The organism is Paraburkholderia pallida (assembly GCF_004524855.1).
Lineage (GTDB): Bacteria > Pseudomonadota > Gammaproteobacteria > Burkholderiales > Burkholderiaceae > Paraburkholderia > Paraburkholderia oxyphila.
Genome location: NZ_CP038148.1, coordinates 60,544 through 75,313 on the forward strand (window position 1 = coordinate 60,544; position 14,770 = coordinate 75,313).

The window sequence follows — 14,770 nt, forward strand, 5'->3', positions numbered from 1 at the left end:
ATGCGTTCCCGCAACACAGGAAGTGAAGCCATGACGGTTGCCTGGCTGGGAATCGGCGCGAATCTGGGGGATGCGCGCCAGACCCTCAAAGACGCGGTGGTGTGTCTTGCGCAACAGCACACCATCACCGTGCTCGCCAAATCGAGCCTGTACCGCACCGCGCCCGTCGACGCGGGCGGCGACGACTATTTCAACTGCGTCGTGAAGCTCGACACGCGGCTTTCAGTGCGCGATCTGCTCGCCCTGTGCCATCGCATCGAGCACCACTTCGGCCGGGAGCGTCCCTTTCGGAACGCGCCGCGCACGCTCGACATCGACATCCTGATATACGGCGAAGCCATCATCGACGAGCCCGACCTGATCGTGCCGCACCCGCGCATGACGGGTCGCGCGTTCGTGCTCGCGCCGCTCGCCGAAATCGATCCCGCGCTCGCCATTCCGGGCCGCGGCGTGGTCAGCGCGTTTCTGCCCGACGTCGTGGATCAGCGCATCGAGAAGTTGAAGCCGCTGTGCCAGTGTCTCGGCCCCACGAACAGCGAACCCGCCGCCGATGACGGCCCGGACGTCACGCCGCCGCGCACTCCGGGCAATTGCCGATGAGCACGCCGCTGCCCATCGTCACGGCCTTGGCCACACGGCCCGCGCTCCAGTACCTCGCGATCGAAGGACCAATAGGCGCGGGCAAGACCGCGCTCGCGACGCGTCTCGCCGAGCGCTGGTCGATGCAGACACTGCTCGGCTCGCGCGCGGACAACCCGTTTCTCGAACGCTTCTACCGCGATACATCGCGCCATGCGCTGGCGGCGCAACTTTCGGTGGCGCTGCAGCGCGAGTACCTCTCGCAGCAAGTGGCCGCGCAGCGCGCTGCCGGCACCCCGCTCGTGACGAACTTCCTCGCCGAGCGCAACGACCTGTTCGCGCGCCTCACGCTCTCAGCAGAAGAGCTGCCGCTCTTTGAGGCGCTGGCCGCACGCCTGCGCGTGGAGGCACCGCCGCCCGACCTCGTGGTGTATCTGCAGGCAAGCCCCGAAGCGCTCTACGCGCGCATCCAGAAGCGCGCGGTGGCGGCGGAGCAGCACATCTCCGACACTTTCCTGCGGGCGCTCTGCGACAGCTACAACGAATTTTTCTATCATTACGACCGTGCGCCGGTGCTGACCGTCGGCGTCGAGAATCTGAACCCGCTCGACTCCGATGCGGACCTTGCGCTGATCGCCGAGCGCATCGAAACGATGCGCGGCCGCAAGGAATCCTTCGTCAAGGGCATGTCGCTCTAAGCGGCGTGCCGTCCGGTTTTTTTCCTCCCTAACGGACTCCCCATGACTTACCTGCAGGAAACGAGCCGCAGCGCGGTCACCGTGCCCAAGCTCCAGGCGATGCGCGATGCCGGCGAAAAGATCGCGATGCTCACGTGCTACGACGCGAGCTTCTCGGCGCTGTGCGATCGCGCGGGCGTGGACACCGTGCTGATCGGCGACTCGCTCGGCAACGTGCTCCAGGGCCATACGACGACGCTGCCCGTCACCCTCGAAGACATCGCCTACCACACGGCCTGCGTCGCGCGCGCGCAACCGAAGGCGCTGATCATCGCCGACCTGCCGTTCGGCACCTTCGGCACGCCCGAGGACGCTTTTGCGAGTTCGGTGAAGCTCATGCGCGCGGGCGCGCAAATGGTGAAGATCGAGGGCGGCGAATGGCTCGCGCCCACGGTGAAGATGCTGGTCGAGCGCGCGGTGCCGGTGTGCGCGCATATCGGCCTCACGCCGCAATCGGTGCACGCGTTCGGCGGCTTCAAGGTGCAGGGCAAGACCGACGCGGGCGCCACGCAGCTCGTGCGCGACGCACTGGCGCTCGAGGCCGCGGGTGCGCAACTCGTGGTGATCGAGGCGGTGCCGGCGGCGCTCGGTGCACAAGTCACGCAGCAGCTGCGCATTCCGACGATCGGCATTGGCGCGGGCCTCGATTGCTCGGGCCAGGTGCTCGTGCTGCACGACATGCTCGGCATCTTCCCCGGCAAGCGTCCGCGCTTCGTGAAGGACTTCATGGCGGGACAGCCCGATATCGAGTCGGCCGTGCGCGCCTATGTGAAGGCCGTGAAGGACAGCACCTTCCCCGGGCCTGAGCACGCGTTCTGACGCGGGATTTCCGTCGCACGGCGGGCGTAGCCCAAGTGGCATGGTGCCGGCCACAAAATGCAAAAAGCGCGTTCCTTGCGGGACGCGCTTTTTTTATGCTCGCTCTCCTGTGCCTGTGCTTCGTGCCAAACGGTTCGAGCTCGCGACGAGCACGCCGATGCGCCTGGCCTGGCGCACGGTCATCGAAACAAGCGCGAATCAGGCGTGAATCAAGCGCGCGGACACGGCCCCGCGCAGCGCATTGGTGAGGATCAGCGCCTCGGCGTTCAGCACGTCCTCGCGTGTGAGCACGCGCTCGCGCGCCCCGAACGCCGCGTCGTCAAGCAGCACGCCGCGCATCACGCCGGGCAGCAGCCCCGACGCCAGCGGCGGCGTCCACCATTGCCCGTCGAGCTTCACGAAGACGTTCGAACGCCCGCCTTCGGTCAGTTCGCCGCGCTCGTTGAAGAACAGCATGTCGAAGCCACCCAGCGCTTCGGCTTCGCGCCATGCGCGGTCGAATTCGGCACGGCGCGTCGACTTGCGCAGCAGCAGCGCGTCGGCCGACGCGACCGGCGCGAAGCCGTGATCCGGCGCGAGCAGCACGCCGACCGTGTCGTGCGCGAGCGGCGCGAGCGGCGCGCTGGTCAGCGTTGCCGCCCCGCTCTTGCCGAGCGCGAGCCGCAGGCGATGCGGCGCGTTGTCGTCGGCGCCTGCGAACGCCGCGCACGCTTCGTCAAGACGCGCGCGCAGTGCATCGACATCGCACGGAAAGCCGAGCCATGCCGCGCCCGCCACAAGCCGCGCGAGATGGCGCTCGATGTGACGCACGCCTTGGGCGCGCGTCGCATACAGGGTCTCGAAGAGCTCGATGCCGGGATCGGCCTGAGTGAGAAAACGCGCTTTCAATCGGCACTCCTCGTATTCGTCGGCGGCCACGCTGTCCAGCACGATGCCCGCGCCCACCCCCATCTCGCCGCGGCGCATTGCACCGGATGTGCCGGATTGCGCAGCCTCGAGCGTGAGCGTGCGGATCACGACCGAAAGACAGAAGTCGCCGCAGGCCTCGCCCTCGCGCGGCGCATCCAGCCAGCCGATGGTGCCGGTGTAAAGCCCGCGCGGCCCGTGCTCGAGCGCCTCGATCAACTCCATCGTGTGATGCTTGGGCGCGCCCGTGATCGAGCCACACGGAAACAATGCGCGCATCGTGTCGGCGAAGGTCGTGCCCGAACGCATTTTCGCCTCGACCGTCGAAGTCATCTGCCAGACGGAGGCATACGGCTCCACGCTGAAGAGCGCGGGTACGCGCACCGATCCCGTCTGCGCGACGCGCGACACGTCGTTGCGCAGCAAGTCGACGATCATCACGTTTTCCGCGCGATTCTTGGGGTCGTTCGCAAGGAATCGCGCAGCCGCGGCATCCTCGGCTGCATCCGCACAACGCGCGGCGGTGCCCTTCATCGGCTTCGCGCGCAACGTTTCGCCCTGCTTTTCGACGAAGAGTTCGGGCGAGCACGAGAGCACCCAGCGGTCGCCGGGCAATGCGATCAGCGCGCCGTAGCGCACACGCTGCCGCTCGCGCAAACGCCGGTATAGCGCCACCGGCGCACCGAACGCCTCGAAGCTCAGCCGGTACGTGTAGTTGATCTGATACGAGTCGCCGATACGCAGTGCGTCCTGCACCGCGCCGATGTCGTGCTCGAAGCGCTCACGGTCGACGCCCATCGTCACGCCGGCGATACCTGCCGGCCCCGGCGCCTCGCTGCCCTCGCGCGCGGCAAGCCATGCATCGGCTTCTTCGCGCGAGAGCCGCTCGCAGCGTTCGAACAATAAAAAACGCAGCGCGGCCGAGCCGTGCTGCGTTTCGCTGGATGAGGCACTGTCGTGTTGCTTCGCGAACTCGAGCGCACGCCCGAATTCGTAGTCGCCGAGCACGAGCGCATGAAGTGCCCGCCCCGCGCTCAGCGCGGCATTGCGCAGTGCGTCGTTCACTTCGCGACACACCGCGTCGAGATCCGCCGCACGCTCGCACGCGATCTCGCGCACGAACCCCGTGTAAAGACGGCTCGACCGGCTGGCCGCCGTCGAGTCGCCGTCGTCGAGCAGCGCGAAAATGGCGTCAGCCGCCGCGCCGCCCTGGTTCACTGCCACTGGCATTGACGTTACCGCCTGCTACCTGAAGAACACCGCACGAGGCGGTGCACACACCCGAGCATCAATCGAAGAAGCTCTTCACACGGTCGAACCAGCTCTTGCTCTGCGGGCTATGCCGCGAACCGCCCTCCACGAGCGACTTCTCGAACTGCTGGAGCAGATCGCGCTGCTGATCGGTGAGCTTGACCGGCGTTTCGACCTGGACGTGCACGTACAGATCGCCGGCAATGCTCGAGCGCAGGCCCTTGATGCCCTTGCCACGCAAACGGAAAGTCTTGCCCGACTGCGTGCCTTCCGGCACCGTGAAGCTCGCACGACCCGCCAGCGTCGGCACTTCGATCTCGCCACCGAGCGCCGCCGTCGTGAACGGAATCGGCATCTGGCAGTGGAGGTCGTCGCCGTCGCGCTCGAACACCGAGTGCTGCTTGATGTGAATCTCGACATAGAGATCGCCCGCCGGCCCGCCGTTGATACCCGGCTCGCCGTTGCCAGCCGAGCGGATGCGCATGCCGTCGTCGATGCCCGCCGGAATCTTCACTTCGAGCGTCTTGGTTTCCTTCACCTTGCCCGCGCCGTGGCAATTCGTGCACGGCTCGGGGATGTAGGAACCCGTGCCGTGGCACTTCGGGCAGGTCTGCTGAATGCTGAAAAAGCCCTGCGACATGCGCACCGAGCCCGAGCCGTGACAGGTCGGGCAGGTCTCGGGCTTGGTGCCGGGCTTCGCGCCCGAACCATGACAGACCTCGCAACCGCTCCATCCCGGCACGCGGATCTGCGTCTCGTAGCCGTGCGCCGCCTGCTCCAGCGTGATTTCCATGCTGTAGCGCAGGTCCGCGCCGCGGTACACCTGCGGGCCGCCGCGCGCGCCGCGGCCGCCAGCAGCCTGGCCGAAGATATCGCCGAAGATGTCGCCGAAGGCATCCGCGAAACCGCCGAAGCCCTGCGCACCCGCGCCGCCCATGTTGGGATCGACGCCCGCATGGCCGTACTGGTCGTAAGCCGCGCGCTTTTGCGAGTCCGACAGCATCTCGTAGGCTTCCTTCACCTCTTTGAAATGCTCTTCCGCATCCTTGTTGTCCGGATTGCGGTCGGGGTGATACTTCATCGCCAGCTTGCGATACGCCTTCTTGATTTCGTCGTCGCTCGCGTTCTTTGCGACGCCCAGAACCTCGTAGTAATCCCGTTTCGCCATATCGGTTCAACGCCGGCCGCGCGCCTCTCGGCACACGCCGGCTCCTCTTGAATGCTGGATCTCGTGACCCGTTTGCCGTTCCTTCGAACCCCCGCGCGGGCGTTTTTGCGCCCCCGGCGGCCCCTGCAAGAGAACGGCCTCTATAAAACAAATGTGCCCGGAGAGCCAAAAGGCTCGCCAGGCGCTCCAATGCCGACCCGCATCGTAACCGATGCGGCCGTGCTTCGGTCTGTTCAGCCCTTAACGTCCGGGCCCGATTCTCGAGGCATCCGGCGCGAATCACGCCGGATGCCCTGGCCCTGAACGAGCAGACTTAGTCCTTCTTGACTTCCTTGAACTCGGCGTCGACCACGTCGTCGGCGGCGTTCTGCGCTGCTGCCTGCTCAGCACCGGCGCCTGCTGCCGCACCCGCCGCGCCTTGCTGTGCCTGCATGTCGGCGTACATCTTTTCGCCGAGCTTCTGCGAAGCGGTGGACAGCGCCTCGACCTTCGCATCGATCGCCGCCTTGTCGGCCGACGTGCTCTTCAGCGTTTCTTCGAGGTCCTTCAGTGCGGCTTCGATCTTGTCCTTTTCGGAGGTGTCGATCTTGTCGCCGTACTCGGCCACGGCCTTCTTCGTGCTGTGCACCAGCGCGTCGCCCTGGTTGCGGGCGTCGGCCAGCTCACGCAGACGGTGATCTTCTTCCGCGTTCGCTTCGGCGTCCTTCACCATCTTCTCGATTTCGGCTTCCGACAGACCCGAGTTCGCCTTGATCGTGATGCGGTTTTCCTTGCCGGTCGCCTTGTCCTTCGCGCCCACGTGCAGAATGCCGTTCGCGTCGATGTCGAAGCTCACTTCGATCTGCGGCACGCCGCGCGGTGCGGGCGGAATGCCTTCGAGGTTGAACTCGCCCAGCAGCTTGTTGCCGGCTGCCATTTCGCGTTCGCCCTGGAACACCTTGATCGTCACCGCACCCTGGTTGTCGTCCGCCGTGGAGTAAACCTGAGCGTGCTTCGTCGGGATCGTGGTGTTCTTGTTGATCATCTTCGTCATCACGCCGCCGAGCGTCTCGATACCGAGCGAAAGCGGGGTGACGTCGAGAAGCAGCACGTCCTTGCGGTCGCCCGACAGAACCTGGCCCTGGATCGCGGCACCGACTGCCACGGCTTCGTCCGGGTTCACGTCACGGCGCGGATCCTTGCCGAAGAACTCCTTGACCTTCTCCTGCACCTTCGGCATACGCGTCTGGCCGCCGACGAGAATCACGTCGTCGATGTCGCTGACCTTCACGCCTGCGTCCTTGATCGCCACGCGGCACGGCTCGATGGTGCGTTCGATCAGGTCTTCGACCAGCGCTTCCAGCTTGGCGCGCGTGATCTTCAGGTTCAAGTGCTTCGGACCCGAGGCGTCCGCCGTGATGTACGGCAGGTTGATTTCGGTCTGCTGGCCCGACGACAGTTCGATCTTGGCCTTTTCAGCGGCTTCCTTCAGGCGTTGCAGCGCGAGCACGTCCTTCGAGAGGTCGACGCCCTGCTCCTTCTTGAACTCGCCGATGATGTAATCGATGATGCGCTGGTCGAAGTCTTCGCCGCCGAGGAACGTGTCGCCGTTGGTCGAGAGCACTTCGAACTGCATTTCGCCGTCAACGTCTGCGATTTCGATGATCGAAATGTCGAACGTGCCGCCGCCAAGGTCGAACACGGCGATCTTGCGGTCGCCCTTTTCAGCCTTGTCCAGGCCGAACGCCAGTGCGGCTGCGGTCGGCTCGTTGATGATGCGCTTGACTTCCAGACCGGCGATGCGGCCGGCGTCCTTGGTGGCCTGACGCTGGCTGTCGTTGAAGTACGCAGGAACCGTGATCACGGCTTCGGTGACCGGCTCGCCGAGGTAGTCTTCAGCGGTCTTCTTCATCTTGCGCAGGACTTCAGCCGAAACCTGCGACGGCGCGAGGTTCTGGCCGTGCGCCGCGACCCATGCGTCGCCGTTGTCGTGCTTGACGATCTGGTAAGGCATCAGGTTGATGTCCTTCTGCACTTCCTTTTCGTCGAAGCGGCGGCCGATCAGGCGCTTGACCGCGTACAGCGTGTTGCGCGGGTTCGTGACCGACTGGCGCTTGGCCGGTGCACCGACCAGCACTTCGTTGTCGTCCATGTAGGCGATGATCGACGGCGTCGTACGGGCGCCTTCCGAGTTCTCGATCACCTTGACCTGATTGCCTTCCATCAGCGCCACGCACGAGTTCGTGGTGCCGAGGTCGATGCCGATGATTTTGCCCATTTTTCTCAAATCTCCAGATTTAGATCGCTGTGCGTTCGCCGCTTCTCGCGTGGTGCGGGGGCGTTCGCCTCAGTCAAATTCGGTATTTCAATTCACTGCTGCCCAAATGTGTCCCGCAAAGGCGTTTTCAAGAGCTTTGGGCTATGCAGTCGTTAATTTTTTTCAATTGGCGGCGCGTCTTCAGGAAGCGCGCCGCCCAGCCTTTCCAATGCCTTACGAAAAGGCCGTCCGGGCGCGTTACTTCGGCTGCGAAACCGTGACCAGCGCCGGGCGCAGCACGCGGTCGGCGATCACGTAGCCCTTTTGCAGCACCGCGACGACCGTGTTCGCATCCTGCTCCGAGGGCACCATCGAAATCGCCTGATGACGATGCGGGTCGAACTTCTCGCCGACCGGGTTGAGCTGGAGCACCTTGCCCTTCTCCAGCGCGCCCGCGAGCTGCTTGAGCGTGAGCTCGACACCTTCGTTGACCTTGGCGAGGTCGTCCGAACCGTGGGCGAGCGCGGCCTCGAGGCTGTCCATGACCGGCAGCAGATGCTCGGCAAAGCTCTCGATGGCGAACTTGTGCGCCTTGGCGACATCTTCCTGCCCGCGGCGGCGGACGTTTTCCGTCTCGGCCTTGGCGCGCACGAAGGCGTCCTGCAGTTCGGCAACCTTCGCCTGGGCTTCGGCGAGCGCCGCCTGGACGTCGCCTTCCGGCGCTTGCGCGGTACCTTCGGCCGGCTGTTGTTGCGGCTCGCCGGCGGCAGCGGCCTGCGACGCCTCGTCCGCGGGCGTGGGGTTCTGGCTCGTCGGGTTCTCTTGCGTGTTTTCCATGTCGCTGAACGTCGTTGAATAGTAAAAAGGGAACAAAGCGCGGACCGTTTTTTGCCCGCCTCGTCCGTCACGCCGATGAACGTTGCACCGGCGCGACAGCGGCTTTGTACATTGCGACAGCACGTGGGTGCCAGATCGCTTATTTCAAGGGCTTTCGGCGGCTTTTTTATACATGGGTCAAACCACCGAAATCGCGCGTTACAACCATTACCGCAGCGCCGCAAGAATGAAATTGAGTACGGGCCAACCCTGACCTACACTCAGGAACAGGTGCTGCTCACAACGTGTTTACCCTGAGTCCGGCACCGCACCGAATGGGCCCCGTCTTTCGCCGTTGGGCCTCGTACTGGGCGTTTTGCAGCTTTTCCCTTGGGGAGTACCGTGAAACTGACCTTTGCCATCTCGGTGGTCGCTCTGGTACTCATTGCCGGAACCACGACCATCTGCCTGTCCGGCGTCGTGAACGAGAACACGACGGAATATGGGGGCGTCCACGCAACGATGGAGGCGCTCTTCAATCCTCACGCGCAAGTTTGTCGATAGTGCGCCGGTCACGCTTGGTCGGCCTGCCATGCAGCACGGCGGCCGGCTCGCGAAAGAGCCTGCGGCGCTCCTGCTCCGCCGAGCGTCGCGCGCGGCCGGTCTCGGTCTCCGCATAGAGCGTCTGCGCAACGCTCGCGGGGCCACGCACCTCGCAGATACCCAGCACCTCGACCTCCCAGACCACGTGCTCGATCTCGATCTCCACGAGGTCGCCCACGCGCACGTCTCTCGAAGCCTTCACGACGTCGCCGCCGATGCGCACACGGCCTTTGCCGATGGCGTCAGTTGCCTGCGAGCGTGTCTTGAAGAAGCGCGCGGCCCAAAGCCATTTGTCGATGCGCAGGCGCGCGCCGGGTTCGGTCGAGATCTTGTATTGCATACGATGCTTCCTGAATAAACGCCGCCGGAGTGTCAGCCAGCGCGGGCGCTTTAGTGGCTTACTCGGGCCTCATGCAGCGCACCTGCGCTCAGGCCAATGCGCCTGCCGGGGCCGCGGCCCGCACCGGCCAGCCCTGCAGGTTCTGCGCGACGATTTCGCCCAGCGCTGCGATCCACGCGGGCGACGCGTTCAGGCACGGAATGCGGTGAAACTCCTTGCCGCCGCCATGCAGAAACTCGTCGCGCACCTCCATGCCGATTTCCTCGATGGTTTCGAGGCAGTCCGCCGTAAAGCCGGGGCAGAACACATCGGCGCGGCGCACGCCGCCCTGCCCCAGCTCCTTGAGCGTCGGCGCGGTATAGGGCTGCAACCACTGTGCCCGCCCGAAGCGGGACTGAAACGTGACGCGGCATTCCACGGGCGTGAGCTCCAGCGCATGCATGAGGAGCGTCGCCGTCTGCTGGCATTGATCGTGGTACGGGTCGCCCAGGTCGAGCGTGCGGCTCGGCACGCCGTGAAAGCTCAGCACGAGGCGGTCGCCCGCCGCGAAGTCCGGGCGGCCGTGCGCCTGCCAGTACTGCTGCACCTGGGTCGCGAGCGCGCCGATATAGGCCGGATGGTCGTGATACGCCCGCACCGTGCGGATTTCCGGCTGATTGCGCATGAGTCGCAGCGCAACAAACGCGGCGTCGAAGGCGGTGGCCGTGGTCGACGCCGAGTATTGCGGGTACATCGGCATGAGCAGGATGCGCTCGGCGCCCGCGAGCTTGAGCTGGTTGAGCATCGCCGGGATGTCGGGCGTGCCGTAGCGCATCGCATAGTCCACGAGCACCGCGTAGTCGTTCAGATGCAGCAGATGGCGCAGGCCGTCGGCCTGCTTTTGCGTGTGCACGCGCAGCGGGGAGCCTTCGGGCGTCCAGACCGCCGCGTATTTCTTCGCCGACGAGCGGCCGCGAAACGGCAGGATCAGCCCGCGCAGAATGACCTGCCAGATGGGCGCGGGGATCTCGACCACGCGCGGGTCGGAGAGGAACTGCGCCAGATAGCGGCGCACGGCACGCGGCGTGGGCGCGTCGGGCGTGCCCAGATTGATGAGCAGCACCGCGACACGATGCGCGACGGCGGACTGCAGGGGTCGCTCCAGGTCGAAACGCATAGGCGATCAGGGGCGCCGCACTTGAACGCGCGGCAAGGGTTGCACAAGTGCGCATTATAGCGGGCGCACTTCGAAGGCCGAGGCGCCCGCGAAGCGACCTCCGGGGGGCATCCCTGCGGCGCTCGCCTAGGTGGCTTTGCACACTGCGCGTCGCGTGTCGCGCCGGCAGCGCTGGCCGTTCGGCCAATGGCGCGCCGCGCTGCTTCAGGCGATGATCGGATACCCAGGAAGGAAAACGCGAGGCAAGCGCGCTCAGTTCTGGCTGAGCGTGAGGGAGAGCAGGCGCGCAGTGATGTCGACGATCGGAATCACGCGGTTATAGGCCATGCGGGTTGGGCCAATCACGCCCAGCGTGCCGACGATCTTGCCGTTCACTTCGTAGGGCGCGGTCACCACACTCATCTCCTCGATCGGCACGAGGTTGGACTCGCCGCCAATGAAGATCTGCACGCCCTGGGCGTGGCTCGACACGTCGAGCAGCTGCAGCAGACTCGTTTTCTGGTCGAACACGTCGAAGAGCTTGCGCAGGCGCGCCATGTCCGACGACAGATCGGCCACTTCGAGCAGGTTGCGCTCGCCGGAAATGAGCACCGTCTCGCCCGTGTCGGTCTCGTCGGTGCTCGCGGTCACGGCGGCGTGCATGAGCGTCGTCATGTCGCCGCGCAGCGCGTCGATTTCTTCGCGCAGGCGGCGACGCACCTCATCGAACGAGAGGCCGGCGAAGTGCGCGTTGATGTAATTGGAGGCTTCGATGAGCTCGGAAGGCGCGAAGTCGCGCTGCGTCGCCATGATGCGGTTCTGCACGTCGCCTTCGGGCGTCACGATGATGAGCAGGATGCGCTTGTCCGAAAGGCGCATGAACTCGACCTGCTTGAACACGTGGCTGCGCCGTGGGGTGAGCACCACGCCCGCGAACTGCGAGAGATTCGAGAGCACGCTGGCCGCCGCCGCCACCACCTTCTGCGGCTCGCCGGGGCGCAGCGTGGTCTGGACCACGCGCGTGACCGCGTCCTCGTCGGCAGCGGATTCGACCGTGAGCATGGTGTCGACGAACAGGCGGTAGCCGCGCGGCGTGGGCACACGCCCCGCCGAGGTGTGCGGGCTGGACACGAGCCCCAGCTCCTCGAGGTCGGACATCACGTTGCGGATCGTCGCCGGGCTCAGTTCCAGGCCGGAAAAGCGCGACAGCGTGCGCGAGCCGACCGGCTGACCTTCGGCGATGTAGCGCTCGATCAGCGTTTTGAGGAGGGTTTGTGCGCGGGGATCTAGCATGACTGAAAATTTTAGCCTAATGCCGTGTCGGCGGCGAGTCCGCCCGCGAGCGCCGTGGCGACCGGCGAGCCCGCGCAGGCAGCGCTTGACGGGGCGGCCCGGGCGCCCCGGAAAAGCGGCCGGATTCGCGCCGCTGTCATAGGTGCGTCATCATCGTGTCATGGCCGCCTGCAAAAAAGGGGCGCAGCGCTGGCCCGCGCCCCGTGGGCAAGGGGCGCCAGGTTCTTTTCGAGACCCGACTATGGTGTAATGCCGGCATGCAGATCCAGAAGATCCAGAGCCAGTTCAAGACTGTTGCGCTCGTCGGGCGCAGCAACACGCCAGGCATCGGCGAGCCGCTGATGGCGCTCGCGCAGAATATTTCGCAGCGCGGCTTCGACGTCGTGTTCGAAGCGCAGACCGCCCAGGAGATCGGCGCCGCCGGCTATCCGGCGCTGCAGATCGCCGAAATCGGCGCGCGCGCGGACGTGGCCGTGGTGCTGGGCGGCGACGGCACGATGCTCGGCATCGGGCGTCAGCTCGCGCCCTACCGCACGCCGCTCATCGGCATCAACCACGGGCGTCTGGGCTTCATCACCGACATCCCGTTCGCCGACATGCAGGAAGTCGTGCCGCAACTGCTCGCGGGCAGCTTCGAGCGCGAGGAGCGCTCGCTGCTCGAGTCGCGCATCACGCGCGACGGCGACCCGATCTACCACGCGCTCGCGTTCAACGACGTCGTGGTGAACCGCAGCGGCTTCTCGGGCATGGCGGAGCTGCGCGTGCACGTGGACGGCCGCTTCATGTACAACCAGCGCTCGGACGGCCTGATCGTCGCCACGCCCACGGGCTCGACCGCCTACTCGCTTTCGTCGCAGGGGCCGCTGCTGCATCCGCAGCTGCAGGGCATCGTGCTCGTGCCGATCGCGCCGCACGCGCTCTCGAATCGCCCGATCGTGCTGCCCGACGACTGCAAGGTCAGCATTCAGGTCGTCGCGGGCCGCGATGTGAACGTGAATTTCGACATGCAGTCGTTCACGGCGCTAGAGCTGAATGACGTGATCGAGGTACGCCGCTCACGCCATACCGTGCCTTTCCTGCACCCGGTCGGCTACAGCTATTTCCGGACCCTGCGCCAGAAGCTGCACTGGAACGAACATCCCTCGCTACAAGACGACCCGGAAGACTGAGGCCGCCATGCTCCGCCATCTTTCGATCCGCGACTTCGTGATCGTCGCCGCGCTCGACCTTGAATTCGACCACGGCTTTTCCGTCTTCTCCGGCGAGACCGGCGCGGGCAAGTCGATCCTGATCGATGCGCTCGCCCTCACGCTCGGCGCGCGCGCCGACGCCGGCGTGGTGCGCACGGGCGAGACCCGCGCCGACATCACCGCCGAATTCGACGCCCCGCCGCACGTCGCCCTTTGGCTCGAGGCGCAGGCGCTCACCACGGCCGACGGCGAAGACACCGTGATGCTGCGCCGCGTGGTCGATAGCGGCGGGCGCTCGCGCGCGTTCATCAACGGCACGCCGGCCACGCTCGCGCAGTTGCGCGAAGTGGGCGAGCGCCTCGTCGACATTCACGGCCAGCACGCCCATCAGCTGCTCATGCGCCCCGACGCGCAGCGCGAGCTGTTCGACACGCATGCGGGCCTGACCGAGATGGCCGCTGCCGTCACGCGCGCGTGGCGCACCGCGCGCGACGCGCGCCTCGCCGTGCAAACCGCGATGTCACGCGATCGCGAGCTGCAGCTCGAGCGCGAGCGCCTCGCCTGGCAGCTCGCCGAGCTCGACAAGCTCGCGCCGCAACCGGGCGAGTGGGAGGAAGTGAATGCCGAGCACGTGCGGCTCTCGAATTCGGCGAATCTGATCGAAGGCGTGCAAGGTGCGCTCGCGGCGCTCTCGGAATCCGACGAGGCGATGATCTCGCATCTGAACTCGATTCTCTCGAAGCTGCGCGATCTCGCCGAAGTCGATCCCGCGCTCGGCGATGCGCTCGCTGCGCTCGAGCCCGCCGCGATCCAGTTGCAGGAAGCGGCGTACTCGCTCTCGCACTATGCGCAGCGGCTCGACCTCGATCCTCAACGGCTCGCGCAGGTCGAACACCGGCTCGACGCGCTGCACTCGGCGGCGCGCAAGTTCCGCCTGCACGCAGAATCGCTGCCCGAAGAACACGCGGCGCGCCGCGCCCAGCTCGCCGCGCTCGACGCCGCCTCCGATCTCGACGTGCTGCGCGCCGCCGCCGACAAGGCGCACGAAGCGTATCTCGCCGAGGCCCGCCAGCTTTCGAAGGCGCGCGGCAAAGCCGCCAAGGCGCTGGGCGCAGCGGTCACGCAAGGGATGCAGGAACTGTCGATGGCGGGCGGCAGCTTCGAGGTCGCGCTGGTGCCGCTCGGCAGCAGTGCGAACGGCGAGCCGATCGGCGGCGCGCATGGTCTCGAGCAAATCGAATTTCGCGTGGCGGGCCACGCGGGCGTGCCGCTGCGTCCGCTCGCGAAGATCGCGTCGGGCGGCGAGCTCGCGCGCATCAGCCTCGCGCTCGCTGTGATCGCAAGCGCCGCGAGCCCCACGCCCACGCTGATTTTCGACGAAGTGGACACCGGCATCGGCGGTGGCGTAGCCGAAGTGGTTGGGCGCCTGCTGCATCAGCTCGGCCGCGCGCGCCAGGTGCTGTGCGTCACGCACCTGCCCCAGGTTGCCGCGCGCGGCGATCATCACTTCCAGGTCTCGAAGTCCGGCGACGGCAATGGCGGCACCGTTTCGGTCGTCACGCCGCTCGACAGGCCGGGCCGCGTGGAAGAAGTCGCGCGCATGCTCGGCGGGCTGGAGATTACCGCCACCACGCGCCGGCACGCGAAGGAGATGCTGGCGGCTTGAGGTAATTCATTCGCCGCCAGACTCCTCGCAC

General features: G+C 66.1%; 12 protein-coding genes. 5 read left to right on the top strand and 7 right to left on the bottom strand.

Features of this window, described 5'->3' with window-relative positions; genetic code table 11:
- Positions 1-30: 30 nt before the first annotated feature.
- From folK to panB, 3 genes are read left to right on the top strand one after another with little or no spacing between them, the layout of a single operon-like run.
- Complete coding sequence (folK, locus tag E1956_RS00250) at positions 31-600, top strand: 2-amino-4-hydroxy-6-hydroxymethyldihydropteridine diphosphokinase (RefSeq protein WP_134746386.1); 570 nt, start codon at positions 31-33, stop codon at positions 598-600.
- Positions 597-1,277, top strand: a complete 681-nt coding sequence (locus E1956_RS00255; protein ID WP_134746388.1) for a deoxynucleoside kinase — start codon at positions 597-599, stop codon at positions 1,275-1,277. Before folK ends, E1956_RS00255 begins: the two co-directional genes overlap by 4 nt.
- A gap of 42 nt (positions 1,278-1,319) precedes the next feature.
- Complete coding sequence (gene panB / locus E1956_RS00260) at positions 1,320-2,135, top strand: 3-methyl-2-oxobutanoate hydroxymethyltransferase (RefSeq protein WP_134746390.1); 816 nt, start codon at positions 1,320-1,322, stop codon at positions 2,133-2,135.
- Between the two features lie 198 nt (positions 2,136-2,333).
- Here the strand turns inward: panB and pabB are convergent, their stop codons facing one another.
- The 7 genes from pabB to hrcA form a co-directional block, all read right to left on the bottom strand.
- Complete coding sequence (pabB, locus tag E1956_RS00265; RefSeq protein ID WP_134746392.1) at positions 2,334-4,271, bottom strand: aminodeoxychorismate synthase component I; 1,938 nt, start codon at positions 4,269-4,271, stop codon at positions 2,334-2,336.
- 58 nt (positions 4,272-4,329) lie between these two features.
- The gene (dnaJ, locus tag E1956_RS00270) at positions 4,330-5,460 is read right to left on the bottom strand and encodes a molecular chaperone DnaJ (protein WP_134746394.1); all 1,131 of its coding nucleotides are present in this window, start codon (positions 5,458-5,460) and stop codon (positions 4,330-4,332) included.
- A gap of 313 nt (positions 5,461-5,773) precedes the next feature.
- Positions 5,774-7,717: a molecular chaperone DnaK gene (gene dnaK / locus E1956_RS00275; protein WP_134746396.1), complete on the bottom strand. Its 1,944-nt coding sequence runs from the start codon at positions 7,715-7,717 to the stop codon at positions 5,774-5,776.
- A 237-nt stretch (positions 7,718-7,954) separates the two neighbouring features.
- Positions 7,955-8,533: a nucleotide exchange factor GrpE gene (gene grpE / locus E1956_RS00280; RefSeq protein ID WP_134746398.1), complete on the bottom strand. Its 579-nt coding sequence runs from the start codon at positions 8,531-8,533 to the stop codon at positions 7,955-7,957.
- Between the two features lie 514 nt (positions 8,534-9,047).
- Positions 9,048-9,455 (bottom strand): RNA-binding S4 domain-containing protein, encoded by a 408-nt coding sequence (locus E1956_RS00285; protein WP_134746400.1) that lies wholly within the window; start codon positions 9,453-9,455, stop codon positions 9,048-9,050.
- Between the two features lie 88 nt (positions 9,456-9,543).
- On the bottom strand, positions 9,544-10,611 hold the full coding sequence (gene hemH, locus E1956_RS00290) for a ferrochelatase (protein ID WP_134746402.1): 1,068 nt from the start codon (positions 10,609-10,611) through the stop codon (positions 9,544-9,546).
- Positions 10,612-10,863: 252 nt separating this feature from the next.
- The gene (gene hrcA, locus E1956_RS00295) at positions 10,864-11,883 is read right to left on the bottom strand and encodes a heat-inducible transcriptional repressor HrcA (RefSeq protein WP_134746404.1); all 1,020 of its coding nucleotides are present in this window, start codon (positions 11,881-11,883) and stop codon (positions 10,864-10,866) included.
- A 257-nt stretch (positions 11,884-12,140) separates the two neighbouring features.
- Between hrcA and E1956_RS00300 the strand changes: the two genes are divergently transcribed.
- The gene (locus E1956_RS00300) at positions 12,141-13,052 is read left to right on the top strand and encodes an NAD kinase (RefSeq protein WP_028216095.1); all 912 of its coding nucleotides are present in this window, start codon (positions 12,141-12,143) and stop codon (positions 13,050-13,052) included.
- Positions 13,053-13,059: 7 nt separating this feature from the next.
- Positions 13,060-14,739, top strand: a complete 1,680-nt coding sequence (gene recN, locus E1956_RS00305; RefSeq protein WP_134746406.1) for a DNA repair protein RecN — start codon at positions 13,060-13,062, stop codon at positions 14,737-14,739.
- The last annotated feature ends 31 nt before the right edge of the window (positions 14,740-14,770 follow it).